The following is a 12,744-nucleotide window of genomic DNA, read 5'->3' on the forward strand; positions in this document are numbered from 1 at the left end:
CGACATGCCACACTGACTCTGGGAAAAAATTTTACTCAGATTGGAGAGGGTTCTCGACGTACCTCTCGTGATCAGGCAGCATACGGTGTGTCTCTCCATACGGAACGGCGTGCGTGCCTCAGAGGCGTTGGAACCCTTGCCATGCCCTGGTCCCTTGTTTAAAGCTTTCTTCTAATACGGGACCGGCTCTACCCCCCCAGAGCCGGACCACTAGGCGACCCCCGCTCTCCCCCCCGGCGGGGGTCGCCCTTTTCGATCTACTTGCCCTGCGGCCATTAGCGGACGACCCGAACTGCCCGGGTCTTGTCCACAGGCCGGGCTTCGTCCACAGAACGCGGTTCGCTCTCCCGGTCCGGTCGCGGCCTCTCGCATGGTGGTCCTCCCGAACGCCGAGTCGTCCCGGACGACAGGGAGACACCGATGCCACGCCCACTGGCCATAACCGACGATCAGGAACTCCTCGACGATCTGCTCCGCATCGCCGCCGCCGCGGGCGTCGAACTCGACGTGGCCCACGCGGCCGCCCACGCCCGGCCGTACTGGATCCGGGCTCCGCTGGTCGTGGTCGGCAGCGACCTGGCCGACGATCTGGCCGCCACGGGTCCGCCGCCCCGGCAGAACGTGGTCGTCGTGACGCGGACGGCCGACGACCCCGACATGTGGCGCAGGTGCGTCGCCGTGGGGGCGCACACCGTGCTGGAGCTGCCCGAGGCGGAGCGGCTCCTCGTGGAGGAGTTCGGCGACGCCGCCGAGCCCGTGACCAGGGCCGGCACGGTCCTGTGCATCGTGGGAGGGAAGGGCGGCGCCGGTGCCACCGTCCTCGCGGCGTCCCTGGCGCTGACGGCGTCCCGCGGCGGGCTGCGCACGCTCCTCGTCGACGCCGACCCGCTCGGCGGTGGGATCGACGTACTACTCGGCCAGGAGGAGGCTCTGGGCGCCCGCTGGCCCGACGTCGTCGGGCGGGAGGGCAGGGTGAGCTTCGCCGCCCTTCAGGAGGCGCTGCCGACCTTCGGGGAGCTCACCGTGCTGTCGGCGCATCGCGGCGATCCGGTGCGCATACCCCGGGAGGCGATGCGCGTCGTGCTCGACGCCGCCCAACGCGGCTGCGACCTGGTGGTGGTCGACCTGCCCCGGCATGTCGGCGAAGGCGAGGCGGAGGCGCTCGCCAGGGCCGCCGCGACGATCGTCGTCGTTCCCGCGGACCTGCGCGGGGCGCTCGCGGCGGCCCAGACCGTGACGCTGCTCCGGCCGGCGACCGGCGACCTGCGCCTGGTGATGCGCGCCGGAACGCTCGATCCGGAGGTCGTCGCGGCCTCTCTGGCGGTCCCGTGCGCGGGCGTGCTCCCGGAGGTGCGCGGACTCGTGGAGACGCTGGATAGGGGAGACCCGCCGCCGCTGCGCCGATCCCCGTTGGGCCGCTTCTGCGGTGAGCTGCTCGAGTCCCTCCTGGGCGGGCTCTCCCAGACCGGCAGGACCCGGCCGTCCGCCGGGGCGGGTGGCCCATGACCCGCCAAGGACCGGTGACCGTTCCCGGGGTCGGCGCGGATCTGGTCGAGGCGGTCCGCGTACGGCTGTCGCAGACCGGGGCCGCTCCCAGCGAGGCCCAGGTGGCGGCGGCCCTGCGCGCGGAGCGGGCCGTGCTCGGGGACGCCGAGGTCCTGGCCGTCGCTCGCACGCTGCGCGCCCACCTCATCGGCGCGGGCCCGCTCGAAGCCCTGCTGGCCGAGCCGGGCGTCACGGACGTCCTGGTCAACGGGCCGCGCGAGGTGTGGGTGGACGACGGGGACGGCCTGCGCAGGACGAGCGTGACGTTTCCGGGCGACGACGAGGTCCGCAGGCTCGCCCAGCGTCTGGCCGCGGCGGCCGGGCGTCGTCTCGACGACGCCTGCCCCTACGTGGACGCCCGGCTCGCCGGCGGCGTGCGCCTGCACGCGGTCCTCCCGCCGATCGCGGCAGAGGGGACCTGCCTGTCCCTGCGGCTGCCGTCACGGCGGGCGTTCACGGTGGAGGAACTCGCCGCGGAGGGCGGAGCCGCCGTGCTCCGTGCGATCATGGCCGCCCGGCTGGCGTTCCTGGTCACCGGAGGCACCGGCACCGGCAAGCCGAATGTATGCCTATGACATCATTAAACCATGAGCCCGCAAACCCCCCAGTGCGCCGTCATTCTGTGCCGGATCAGCGACGCCCGCGACGAAGACACGACCGGCGTGGACGACCAGGAACGCCACTGCCGGGCGCTGGCCGACCGCCTTGGGTGGAAGGTCTGGCGCGTCATCGTTGAGAACGACGTGTCGGCCTACAAGCGGCGAAAGATCCAGCTCCCGGACGGCTCCTACGGGCTGCGGACGTTCCGTCCCGGCCTGCGTGACGCCATCACGTGGCTCACGACCGGTGAGGCCGACGGCCTGATTGCCTACGACCTGGACCGGGCCGTACGCGACCCCCGCGACCTGGAAGACCTGATCGACGCCGTCGAGATGCGCAAGCCCCGTCCTCCGGTCGAGTCGGTCACCGGCTCTCTGCGGCTGGCCAACGACGCAGATATCACGATGGCGAGGGTCATGGTCGCCGTCGCCAACAAGGCCTCCCGCGACACGGGGCGCCGGGTCGCTAACGCCCGCCTCCGCATGGCCACGAACGGCGAGTACGGCGGTGGCATCCGTCCGTTCGGCTTCCACAAGGACGGCGTCACCGTCGAGCCGGCCGAGGCCGCCGAGATCGTGCGGGCCACGGAGGCCCTGTTGGCCGGGTCCAGCCTCCGGTTCGTCACCAAGAGCGTCAACGCCGCAGGGGTCCGCACCAGCCGGGGCAAGGAGTGGACGACGATGGAGCTGCGGCAGATGCTCATGCGTCCCAGGAACGCCGGACTAGCCGTCTACCGGGGCGAGATCGTGGGCCGGGCCTCGTGGCCCGCCATCGTTCCGGAGGAGTCCTGGAGGGCCCTCGTAGCGCTGCTGACCGACCCTGCCCGCCGGACGTCGCCCGGCAATAAGGCCCGCTGGCTTGGGTCCGGCCTCTACCGCTGCGGAGGATGCGGGAGACCGGTGGTCTGCTCGCTCTCTGGTGGGCGTCGCGCCGTCTACCGGTGCCGCCCGACTCGTGGGGAGACCCGGCAGCCGGGTCAGCACGTCGTCCGCGTGGCCATCCCCCTGGACAAGTTCGTAGAAGAGCTGGTCATTGAACGGCTGTCCCGGCCGGATGCCGTAGACCTCCTGGTGCAGGATCAGCGAGAGGATGTCGCCCCGCTACATGACCAGGCCGTTGCCCTACGAGCACGGCTCGATGAGCAGGCGATACTGCACGCGGACGGAGTCATCGACGCCCGCCAGTACGCGACTGGTAGCAGCCGGATCCGCAGTCAGCTCGAAGAGATCGAGAGCCGAATCAGCGCGGCGAGCCAGGGGAGTGTCTTCGCTGGGGTCGTCGACACCGACGACCCTCCGGCCACCTGGAAGGGGCTCGATCTCGGCAGAAAGCGCGCCCTACTCGACGCGCTGATGACCGTCACGATCCTCCCGGCGGGCCGGGGGCGGGCCCCTGATGGCAGCTACTTCGACCCGACCTCGGTGAAGATCGAACCGAAGCGGTGATGCCGGGGCTCAGGCGGCGTTGCTGGCTTTCGCCGGCTGCTGGGCCGAGCCGCGCAGCAGGACCGCGATGCGGGCCTTCTGCTCGGCCGTGAGCGGCGGGAAGCCGTCGATGATCTCGCGGACGAGGGCGGCATGCCGGTACTCGCTCACGGGCGCCTGGTCATTCATCGCACGCACGGGGGAGTTATTCACCGCTTCCGATTTGTCCGGTCGATCACGGGCACGAGGCTACGCAGGGGCAAGTTGGGATGCGCAAGCCCTGATCGGGCATTGGGGCCTACGTCGTCGAGCGGGTGGGCGATGAGGTCGAGGGCGTGGTCGTGCTCGGCGTGGACCCTTGGCAGTAAGTAGGGGTTTAACCGCCGGGGGCCGTCAGCGGGCGAAATCCCGCAGGTCAGCGCGGGTAGAAGGGGGGGCCCGGTGGCCGGCGCCCAGTAACTGGGGCGTTCCGCGTTTCAGCGGGGCACACCCCAACTCCAGGCGGGGGGAATTCCGCAAACGACGAAGGGGCGACCCGGGCAGCCTAGTTAGTAGGTTCTGCCTGGACCGCCCCCACGGGCTGTCAGGTGACCGGGCCGTCGGGCCCCATGGGCACTCGCTCGGACTCCCGCATGAGCTGGTCGAGCATGCGCGCGTCGAGCATGCGGCCGAGGGCCACGAGAGCCCGCTTCAGGTCCTCGGCCTGGCCGAAGGTGAGCCGGTAGCGGACGAGCTGCTCGGCGGCGTCCTCGTCGCCCTGGATGGCGAAGGCCAGGGCTTGCTGCGAACGGGCCGTGAACGATCGCTGGACGAGGACACCGCCGAGACGTGAGAAGAGCAGGCCGAGCCGTTCCAGGGCCGGCCGATTCACGCCCAGGCCCTCGCGGCGGGCGGAAGGCTCGGCGCGGCCTGGCCGTTGGCGGCGGGGAACTGCTGCGGCGAGAGGGCGGCGTGGCGGAAGATTCCCGCCGGGGAGAGGCCGCGGAGTGTCGAGCCGGTGCTGTAGGCCTGTCCAGGCGGCGGCACGTCGGCCACGGGGGGCCGAGGCCCGGGTGCGGGGGGAACGGTGCCGAGCGTCGGCCGAGGGCTCGCCATGGGCCGCCTGCGCGCCGCGTGGGTGTCGTCCTCCTCGTCGTCGGCCAGGTAGTCAGCGAGACCCTGCACGGCCTCGCCGATTCTCGCGGTGCGCTCGTACCGGGCGTAGGTGGTGGCGCTGACGGCGTCCCCATTGATCACGGGTTCTCCTGGGGTGAGTCGGGGGTCAGCCGCCCAGGCCGGCGCCGCGCACGGTCACGGACACGCTTGCAGATTGAGCAATAACGCCCACCCTTGGTGCCGACGCGGTCGAAGGGGTGGCCAGCCGCACACGCCGTCTTTCTGGCGTTCTGGGCCGTCGGGCCGCTTCCGCGCAGGACGTTCTCGCGGTGGGTGACGGGCTCGACGTGCTGCGGGTTCGCGCACAGCGGGCCGATACAGCCGTCATCCGGGTAGCGGTAGTGGTCCAGCTCCAGGCCGTCGGGGACGGGGCCGTTCAGGGCCTCCCAGGCCCATCGGTACGCGGTTTGAAACCGGGCCCCGATCCAGAACAGGCCACGCGGCGCCTTGGTGGGCCGCGCGTTGGTGGCGCCCGTCCACTTCCAGCACCCGTTCTTGAGTACCACGACCTTCGTGGCGAACCGGCGAATTGTTAGGGGGTCGGCCGAGGTGTTGTCACGGAGGTACCGGGTGACACGCTTGTCGGCTGCGAGCCGCTTGCGGCTCATTGGGTTTTCCTCCTGGGTCATGTTGTGACCAGGAGGGACGGCGGGCCCGATTAATTGCCCGGGTAGTTTTACAAGTAAGCCACGAATAGGTGTGCAGGTGGTTGTTCAGGCCATCCCTGCCAGTTTCTCGTTGATTCAGGACGGCATCACGTACAGGCGGGTGGTGCGCTGGCCCATGAAGCCTTCCGCGCCCTTCATCTCGTAGATCAGGCCCTCCCGCACGAGCGTATCGACGGTCTGTCGAAAGTCGACGGGGCCAGCCTGGGGGAACGCTCGCTGGAATTCGCCGGCAACCACCCCCGTGTCAGCGCCACCCTGGATTGCGTTGTTGTTGATGATCTCGACCATCTTCCGACCGACGACGTTCATGAAGTCGGCGAACTGGTCGGCCTGCTGGAGCTGGGCCTCCTGCTCCTGCACGCGCTGTTCCAGCTCACGGCGAGTGGCCATGAGGGCGTCGTAGGGTGCCTGCGCAGGCTGGCTGTATCCGGGCTGAGTGCCGCCGTATCCAGGCTGGGTGCCGTATCCGGGCTGAGCGACACGGTTCCAGAAGTTGTTCATTGGGGAATTCCTCTCGGGGAAAGGGAATGGTCAGACCGTCTTGCGGCGGGGCCTGGTGGCCTCGATGTACCACCACGTGAAGGCCTCGGCCTGGTCTTCGTCAGCGATGATGTCGACCACGGACGGCAGGTCGAACACCGGCACCAGCCGCGCCAGGAATCGAAAGCTGGTCGTATGTCGGTCGCTCATGAGTCGCCACATCTGATAGCTGGTGCTGCCAATCTCGCGGGCCAGGGCATGCGGGTTGAAGCCCTTTTCCTCAAGCATCGACTTGAACCGCGCGGGGGCAATTCGAACGCCGTTCATATTGCTACGGTAGCAACCACAATCCCCAGAGTGGTAACGCCGCTTTCCCCGTTCCTGAAATCGGCCACTGTCCCCGCGAATAGCCGCTCACGCACGCGGAAGACCAGGCAGGGTCCTCCAGGGAAGGCCGACTTAACGATGGGGAGGGATGGAGATGCCCGATGACGAGCTGGCCGACTGTTGCGGAAGTTGCATGTCTACTCGGGGCTGAGGCCAGCGCCCGCTTCCGGGTCGTCAGCCTCCGGAGGCTGCCGATCTGACGCGCTTTCAAGCAGACCGGACCCGTCGGGTTGCTTGACAACATGCCATCCCGGCGGCCACTGGTGACGTTCAGCCGGATTGGTCACGCGGGCTCCCTTCAGGTGGATCGGGCCGACCGTGTCCTTGAAGGCGGTTTCCCCGGTGAAGGTGGCCTTGCTGAAGATGGCTCCCCCGGTGAAGGTGGCCTCGCTGAAGAGGGCTCTCCCGGTGAAGGTGGCCTTGCTGAAGGTGGCTCCATCGGTGAAGGTGGCCTCGCTGAAGAGGGCTGCCCGGGAGAAGGCGACATCGATGAAGTAGGTTCTCCCGGAGAAGGTGGCCTCCTCGAACCAGGCCTCCCCGGAGAAGGTGGCCCGGCTGAAGCTGGCTCTCTCAGAGAAGGTGGCCTCGTCGAACCAGGCTTCCTCGGAGAAGGTGGCCTTGCTGAAAATAGCCTCCCCGGAGAAGGCGACGCAGTTGAAGCGGGCTGTCCCATAGAAGGTTGTCCCGTTGAAGACGCCTGCAGCAGCGCGACAATGGGAAAAGTCGAAGTCGATGAGTGTGGCGCCAGTCAGATCGATGCGCATGCCACCCCAGAAACGCGGGCTAAGCGGGATCGTCTCACGTTCATCGGCAGACCGGTCATCCCGTAGGTGCTCAGCGAGAATGCGCTGAGCTGTGAGACGGACTTGCTGCTCTCCTTCAGGGTCCCCCGCCTGGCCGCTTTGGTCGGCTCGCTGAGTGACGCCAGAATGACCGTTGCGAGCTGCGTGGTATCGGCGCCGCGCGGCCCGCAGTGCTTCCCGCCGTTCCTGCTCCGGATCCGAGGGTGTGGGAGGACTGTAGGGCATTCGCAAGTAGGCGCAGATGACGTTCACGATCGTCTGACGGTGTCCCTCATTGTCTTGAGCTAGGCGCTCCAGCGCGTACATGCCAGCCAAACGGACGGCGGCCTTGGCGTGGCCGAGCTGCTCAGCGGCCTTGGTGTACAGCTCGGTGATACGCCGTTCGAGCGCGTCACGCTGGCTGTCCTCGGCGACTCGCTCAGCGTGTGCGGCGTCCCGCTCCGCGTCGCGTTCGGCGAAGGCTGCGTCGCGCTCAGCCTGCAGCGCGGTCAACACCATCGTGAGTTCTTGATGGCGCTGGCGCCGGAACGCTAGAGCCAAGGTGAACGCGGCCCCCACCGCCGCCCCGGCCGTCAGCGCGGTACGTATGGCCTCGCTGGTAGCCGTGGAGACTTCGACGCTCGTGGGCCCTGTCGGTGTGGGGGCGGGGCTCGCGCTCCCCGAGGGGACGGGTCTGGGGCTAGGCGTGGCGACGCCACGCAGGAGCAGCCAACTGGTTAGCGCAACGGTCGATACCGTCAGCAGCACTGCCAGGGCGATCCACCAGCCCGCTGACCGTGGCTCACGCAGCCGAGAGAGCCGCTGTTCCAAGAGTTCGATCCGCGACTGCTCGGCCACCGGTACAGGCGTATCCGGCCGGGCACGCCGACGAAGCCACCCCACACCACGCATGACCGCCATCCCATCCGACACCGGTCAATCTCGCCGTGCGTGTCTTCCGATCGTTATCCCTGACAGGGAGATGCCGGCCTTCACATCAGCCATACGGGCTCAGCGTCGCCAGTGGACGTCCCGGCAGACGTAGGTCGGCCGCGGTTGCTCATCCCGACGGCCCCATTCTTGGAAGCGGCCACTGTCGGGCAGGCCGAACGTCTTCGTACATGGGAAACCAGGCGGGGTCCTCCCGGGCGGGGCCGGTTAAGGGTGGGTGGGGTCGCCCTTTGTCAAGGGGGCCGAGGCAGGCGGCCGAGGCGGCGCGGCGACGAGCTGGCGGACGGCGAGGCCGAGCAGCAGGGGGCCGAGTACGACGAGAGCGCCCACCCCACAGAGCAGGGCAGGCGCTTCCGGTGGTCAATGAGGCCGGGCGACTACAGGCTGGTCACGGGGCTGTGGCGGCCACGGCATCCTCAGCCTTGAGGTAGCCGTACACGGTGGTGCGCTTCACGCCCAGCTCGTCGGCGATCTGCTGCACCGTCCACTTCCGCTTCCCGTCCTCGCCAACCTCGTCGTACATCTCACGGGCGAGCTGGGCCTGGCGGTCGCGGAGCTTCTTCGGACGACCCCCGTTGCGTCCACGGGCCCGCGCGGCGGCCAGGCCGTCACGGGTGTTGGCCACGATCAGCTCGCGCTGGAACTCGGCGAACACGGAGAACATGCCGTACATCGCGCGGCCCTCGGGGGTGCGGGTGTCGATGCCCTGTTCCGTGACGAGCAGGTGGATGCCGCGCTCCCGCAGCTCGGCGCCCAGGTTGACCAGGTGGACCATGGACCGGCCGAGCCGGTCAAGGCGAGTGACGACGAGGGTGTCCCCCTCGCGGAGGAGCTGCAGCACGAGGTCGAACTTGGGGCGGCTCGTCTTGGACCCGCTGATCTTGTCCAGGTGGACGTTCTCGGGGGCGACACCGGCCCGGGTGAGAGCGTCGTACTGGTGGTCAGGGTTCTGGTCGTCCGTGGAGACTCGCGCGTAACCGATCAACATGTGTCGAGAATATCATGACGGCATCGTTTCTCGACATAGTTTCACGACACGAGTTTTCGACACCTTAATCCTGGGAGAACGCAGAACGATCATGAGTGTCGGCAAACGATCGTTTCTCGACAGTCTCGGCGGACCAGTGCCGACGGCAACGGTCACGATCAGATCACGCCCGAAGTTCCTCACGGGTTCCTTCTGGGCTTCCCGTCGTCCCGTGTTCTCCTTGAGGCCTACGCCCCTCACCCGTCTGGAGGAACGCGCGTGCAAGAGATGTCACCCGCCACGGAACGGCTTGTCCGGCTCATGCTGCTGCTCCCCTCAGACCTGCGCAGCCCACTGTGGGACAGCGTGGCCGACGACTGCGGAGACCTATCAACCGTCGCGTCGATAGGTATATGGGTCCGCGATACCGCCAAGATGTGGCCAGAGGGTGCCCCCCGGACCCTGGCCGAGATGGTCCTCATCTCGTTCGGCAACCCGAGCGAGACCACCCTCAGCCTGCTGTCGCAAGCGGTCGTAACCTTGGGTGGCCCCAGCGCCAACAAGGGGACCGGTGTCGGCGCCGCGTGGGCTGCTCGCGCCTGCGAGGCCGCCATTGACGTCTTGGCCGAGGCCGACCCGCTGGAAGAGGTGCTGGAGCGGGCGAAGACCGACTGGGGCTAGGACCGACACCCTGACATCGACGGCGTCCAGGCCCCAGGCCGGACGAGGCCACTGTGCCGGGCCCCCTGACCCTCGTCTGCGCCCGTGGGGTGGACGACTCGGACGACTGATGCCCGGGTTCACGCACGGTCGCTCCCCGGGCCCGTGGGGCGGACGCGGCAATCAACCCGGGGGAGAACGAGGATCGTGGGTCGCTCCCCGCGCGAGCAGGCCGGATGGGGACGGCCTAACCGGCTGTCCTCAACGGGTCCTCGCCGAATTTCACCTGGGTTGAAATCCGACTCGTGGTGGTCCGATTCCGCGGCTAACAGCTGGCACCGCTGGGCACGTAGCGGTGGCGGCTCGTGGGAAAGGTCACGGGTCTGCTCCGGAGCAGTTCATGCGCCCGTGCGCGGTCATTCTTTCGGTCATGATCTGAGCCATGAGAGGACGCGGCGGGCGCACGGCTGCGGTCTGGGGGACGCTGGCCCTGTTATCGGCTGTAGGCGTCGCGGCGGCGGGAATGAAGCTGCTGCCCGCCCTGAAGGTCGGTGACGTCGACCCAGTCGGCGCCGCGATCGGCTCGGTATCGCTGGTGGTCGCACTCGTGGGGGTGTATCTGGCCGCCCTTGCACAGCGTCCGCCCGCGCCCACCCTCGCCGAGGCCGTCGACCAGTTGGCTCGTGCGGTGGCCGCGCGCGAGACCGATGCGCGTCGCCAGCTGCTGGGTGGCCATGACCGGACCATCGACGTGGCCTTCGACTTCCGGCCCTCTCCCGCCCACCTGGCCGCTGGCGCCGGACGGCACAGCCGCCTCAACAAGGTCGTGGACTACTACCATCGGCTGTCTCCCCGCCGCATGGTGGTCACCGGAGCGCCCGGTGCCGGTAAGACTGTCCTTGCGGTCGAGCTGATCCTGGGACTGATCGAAGCCCGGGACGCTGGCGATGCGGTGCCGGTCCGCATCACCGCCGCCTCCCTCGACACCGAACTGCCAATCGTCAAGGCGGTCGAGCAGTGGCTACGCCGCCACCTGCGGCAGGTCTACCAGCTCACCGAGGCGACGGCCCGCGTCCTCGTCGAGAACCGCCAGGTGACCCCGGTCATCGACGGGCTGGACGAGATGGACACCGGCGAGCGGCCCGGCTACGGCTCCCGCGCCGCACATGTGCTGCTCGCTGTCAACGCCTACCAGCACGGTCGGGCCAAGGCCGCGGTCATCCTCACCTGCCGCACCGCCCAGTACGAGGCACTGGAAGAGCTGCGGGTGTGGGCGCACGACGCCGCCCGGGTGGAGATCGCACCGGTGGACGGCCGGCAGGCTCGGAACTTCCTGACCGCACGGGCCACCGATCCTGCCCGGTGGGAGCCGGTGCTGACCGCGATCGAGCGCGCCTCGCGCGGGCCGCTGGCCCAAGGCCTGTCCACGCCCTGGCGGCTCACCCTGGCCGCCACCGTCTACGACCAACGCGACTCCGCCGGAGGCTTCGTTCGCGCCCCCGCAGAGCTGGCCACCATCGGGACCACCCCGGAGCGGGTGCGCGATCATCTGCTGGGCGTGCTTATCCCGGCCGCTGCCGCCCTGACTCCGCCCCCGGGCGGAGCAGACGTCGAACGGGTGCACCGCTGGCTGGCCGTACTGGCCCGCTACCTCAACACCAACGCCACTACCGGCCGCACTCTAGGCGGCCGTACCCTGTCCGGCACGGACCTGGTCCTGCACGAGCTGTGGCCGCTGGCTGGCAACCGCCCCCGCCTTGTCAGCATCGCCATCATCGTGGCCGGCACACTTGCTGGTGCTGCACTCATGCTGACCTGGGGGGGGTTCTCTCCTTTTCGTCTTGCCGTAACTGGCGCCTACACTGCGACGAACTTTATGTCTGTTTGGGTGGCGTGGAGGGCCATCTGGCCTAGGACTAAGCGGGTCGACCTACGCCGTCTGCGAACCCCTGCCAGTCGCCGCCAACTTGCGGTCGGGCTCGGGTCCGTGCTCGTGGTGGCACTCGGGTTCGCGCTGGCGGTGGGAATTCGTGCCGGGCTCGCGGTCGGGGTCATGCTCGTGTCCGGGCTCGTGTTCGGGTTCGTGAACCGGTTGGTGTTCCGGTTCACTGAGGGAGTGGTCGGAGTCTCAGGACCACTTGATCCGGTGCGCGCCGACCTGGCCTCCGGGCTCGTGTTCGGGCTCGTGGGAGGCCTCCTTCTTGGGCAAGCGGTAGGGCTTGCGGTCGCGTTCACAGCCGGGGTCGCGGTCGGGCTCGTGTTCGGGCTCGTGTTCGCGCTCATGTTCGGCCTCGCGGGATCGCGGTACGTAGCGTTGCTGGCCTGTACCCGGCGCTGGAATGCGATCTGGCTGCCCTGGCGGCTCGGCCGATTCCTCAACTGGGCCTACGAGGCCGGCCTCCTTCGCATTGCTGGAATTGCCTACCAGTTCCGCCACCGAGAACTGCAGGACTACCTCGCTACTCACCCCCTCCCGGATCCTGCCACGGCGAGATCTTGACCGACGGGGAATTGCTCCATGGGGCGACGACACTACGAGGCCCGCATCGGATTGTCCGGCCGGGCCTCGGTACGCCACCGGTTTACGTACGTGTGGCGGTCACGTACACGTACACGATGCCGTCGACTTCCCGGCCGGTGCGGCCGAGGAGATGCCGACGAGGGGGTGCCGCGCGCCATGGCGGGCAAGGTGATCAGGGATAGGCCGACGCAGACAGGTACACGCATCTAGCGTTCTGTCAGTTAGTCTGAACAGGCCGGGTTATGCCCCACGGCATAGGCCCGGATAAGGGGAGAGGCCCCGACGTACAGGCCTGGAAACCAGTCGGAGCCCCTCCAAGTGCGGCGCTCTGGGCCTTCAGCTAGGCGGCCGTCCTAGCTGGGCCCGAGCATCCGCAGCGCCGCCTCCACCACGATGAGGACCGCTCGTGCGACGAGCAGGCGCCCCTCAGGCGAATTCAGCGTGTTGCGGCCGAGCGAACTCGGTTTCTTGCGGCGTCGCGCTCGCGACATAGGGTTTCCCCTTTCTACAGGCCTCGGGTTGGGGCGAAATCGCCCCGAGATCGCCGTGAGGCCCGTTCCCGGTCGATCCCATGGGAATACCGACCGAGTTAGACATGTCGCGG

General features: G+C 68.6%; 13 protein-coding genes and 1 pseudogene. 5 read left to right on the forward strand and 9 right to left on the reverse strand.

Translation table 11 applies throughout. The annotated features are described in order from the left end of the window. Window positions 1-420: 420 nt before the first annotated feature. The 3 genes and pseudogenes from ssd to Msi02_RS23685 all read left to right on the forward strand — a co-directional run bounded on the left by ssd (window position 421) and on the right by Msi02_RS23685 (window position 3,590). Window positions 421-1,506, forward strand: a complete 1,086-nt coding sequence (gene ssd / locus Msi02_RS23675; protein ID WP_204050314.1) for a septum site-determining protein Ssd — start codon at window positions 421-423, stop codon at window positions 1,504-1,506. Continuing rightward, window positions 1,503-2,102: pseudogene (locus Msi02_RS23680) on the forward strand (ATPase, T2SS/T4P/T4SS family); the annotation flags it as partial. The gene ssd and the pseudogene Msi02_RS23680, both read left to right, overlap by 4 nt. Before the next feature lie 30 nt (window positions 2,103-2,132). Then, window positions 2,133-3,590, forward strand: coding sequence for a recombinase family protein (locus Msi02_RS23685; protein WP_204050316.1), 1,458 nt, complete (start codon window positions 2,133-2,135; stop codon window positions 3,588-3,590). 9 nt (window positions 3,591-3,599) lie between these two features. On the opposite strand, the gene Msi02_RS23690 is transcribed toward Msi02_RS23685, so the two are convergent. From Msi02_RS23690 to Msi02_RS23725, 8 genes are all read right to left on the reverse strand, one after another. Next, the gene (locus Msi02_RS23690; RefSeq protein ID WP_204050317.1) at window positions 3,600-3,758 is read right to left on the reverse strand and encodes a hypothetical protein; all 159 of its coding nucleotides are present in this window, start codon (window positions 3,756-3,758) and stop codon (window positions 3,600-3,602) included. A 394-nt stretch (window positions 3,759-4,152) separates the two neighbouring features. Further along, entirely contained in the window at window positions 4,153-4,440 is a 288-nt protein-coding gene (locus Msi02_RS23695) for a hypothetical protein (RefSeq protein WP_204050318.1), read from the reverse strand. After that, complete coding sequence (locus tag Msi02_RS23700) at window positions 4,437-4,805, reverse strand: hypothetical protein (RefSeq protein WP_204050319.1); 369 nt, start codon at window positions 4,803-4,805, stop codon at window positions 4,437-4,439. The genes Msi02_RS23695 and Msi02_RS23700 overlap by 4 nt, the downstream gene beginning before the upstream one ends. Then, window positions 4,802-5,332, reverse strand: a complete 531-nt coding sequence (locus Msi02_RS23705; RefSeq protein WP_204050320.1) for an HNH endonuclease signature motif containing protein — start codon at window positions 5,330-5,332, stop codon at window positions 4,802-4,804. The genes Msi02_RS23700 and Msi02_RS23705 overlap by 4 nt, the downstream gene beginning before the upstream one ends. 135 nt (window positions 5,333-5,467) lie before the next feature. Further along, window positions 5,468-5,893 carry a hypothetical protein gene (locus Msi02_RS23710; protein ID WP_204050321.1) on the reverse strand — a complete coding sequence of 142 codons (426 nt, stop codon included), beginning with the start codon at window positions 5,891-5,893 and terminating at the stop codon, window positions 5,468-5,470. A gap of 30 nt (window positions 5,894-5,923) precedes the next feature. Then, window positions 5,924-6,199 (reverse strand): hypothetical protein, encoded by a 276-nt coding sequence (locus tag Msi02_RS23715; RefSeq protein ID WP_204050322.1) that lies wholly within the window; start codon window positions 6,197-6,199, stop codon window positions 5,924-5,926. A 197-nt stretch (window positions 6,200-6,396) separates the two neighbouring features. Beyond that, window positions 6,397-7,560 (reverse strand): pentapeptide repeat-containing protein, encoded by a 1,164-nt coding sequence (locus Msi02_RS44030; RefSeq protein ID WP_204050323.1) that lies wholly within the window; start codon window positions 7,558-7,560, stop codon window positions 6,397-6,399. An 820-nt stretch (window positions 7,561-8,380) separates the two neighbouring features. Further along, on the reverse strand, window positions 8,381-8,980 hold the full coding sequence (locus tag Msi02_RS23725) for a recombinase family protein (protein WP_204050324.1): 600 nt from the start codon (window positions 8,978-8,980) through the stop codon (window positions 8,381-8,383). 258 nt (window positions 8,981-9,238) lie between these two features. Here Msi02_RS23725 and Msi02_RS23730 point away from each other — a divergent pair, with 258 nt between their 5' ends. Then, entirely contained in the window at window positions 9,239-9,640 is a 402-nt protein-coding gene (locus Msi02_RS23730) for a hypothetical protein (RefSeq protein ID WP_204050325.1), read from the forward strand. 502 nt (window positions 9,641-10,142) lie between these two features. Next, window positions 10,143-12,119 (forward strand): NACHT domain-containing protein, encoded by a 1,977-nt coding sequence (locus tag Msi02_RS23735; protein WP_204050326.1) that lies wholly within the window; start codon window positions 10,143-10,145, stop codon window positions 12,117-12,119. Between the two features lie 374 nt (window positions 12,120-12,493). Here Msi02_RS23735 and Msi02_RS23740 read toward each other — a convergent pair whose 3' ends face one another. Next, window positions 12,494-12,631 (reverse strand): hypothetical protein, encoded by a 138-nt coding sequence (locus Msi02_RS23740; RefSeq protein ID WP_204050327.1) that lies wholly within the window; start codon window positions 12,629-12,631, stop codon window positions 12,494-12,496. Between the last annotated feature and the right edge of the window lie 113 nt (window positions 12,632-12,744).

Origin of the sequence: Microbispora siamensis (genome assembly GCF_016863095.1) — a bacterium.
GTDB classification, from domain to species: domain Bacteria; phylum Actinomycetota; class Actinomycetes; order Streptosporangiales; family Streptosporangiaceae; genus Microbispora; species Microbispora siamensis.

What these genes read in the sequence shown, in the direction of transcription:
- ssd (WP_204050314.1), top strand. Translation starts at nt 421, where the DNA reads ATGCCACGCCCACTGGCCATAACCGACGATCAGGAACTCCTCGACGAT.
- Msi02_RS23685 (WP_204050316.1), top strand. Translation starts at nt 2,133, where the DNA reads ATGAGCCCGCAAACCCCCCAGTGCGCCGTCATTCTGTGCCGGATCAGC.
- Msi02_RS23690 (WP_204050317.1), bottom strand. Translation starts at nt 3,758, where the DNA reads ATGAATGACCAGGCGCCCGTGAGCGAGTACCGGCATGCCGCCCTCGTC.
- Msi02_RS23705 (WP_204050320.1), bottom strand. Translation starts at nt 5,332, where the DNA reads ATGAGCCGCAAGCGGCTCGCAGCCGACAAGCGTGTCACCCGGTACCTC.
- Msi02_RS23710 (WP_204050321.1), bottom strand. Translation starts at nt 5,893, where the DNA reads ATGAACAACTTCTGGAACCGTGTCGCTCAGCCCGGATACGGCACCCAG.
- Msi02_RS23715 (WP_204050322.1), bottom strand. Translation starts at nt 6,199, where the DNA reads ATGAACGGCGTTCGAATTGCCCCCGCGCGGTTCAAGTCGATGCTTGAG.
- Msi02_RS44030 (WP_204050323.1), bottom strand. Translation starts at nt 7,560, where the DNA reads ATGGTGTTGACCGCGCTGCAGGCTGAGCGCGACGCAGCCTTCGCCGAA.
- Msi02_RS23725 (WP_204050324.1), bottom strand. Translation starts at nt 8,980, where the DNA reads ATGTTGATCGGTTACGCGCGAGTCTCCACGGACGACCAGAACCCTGAC.
- Msi02_RS23735 (WP_204050326.1), top strand. Translation starts at nt 10,143, where the DNA reads ATGAAGCTGCTGCCCGCCCTGAAGGTCGGTGACGTCGACCCAGTCGGC.
- Msi02_RS23740 (WP_204050327.1), bottom strand. Translation starts at nt 12,631, where the DNA reads ATGTCGCGAGCGCGACGCCGCAAGAAACCGAGTTCGCTCGGCCGCAAC.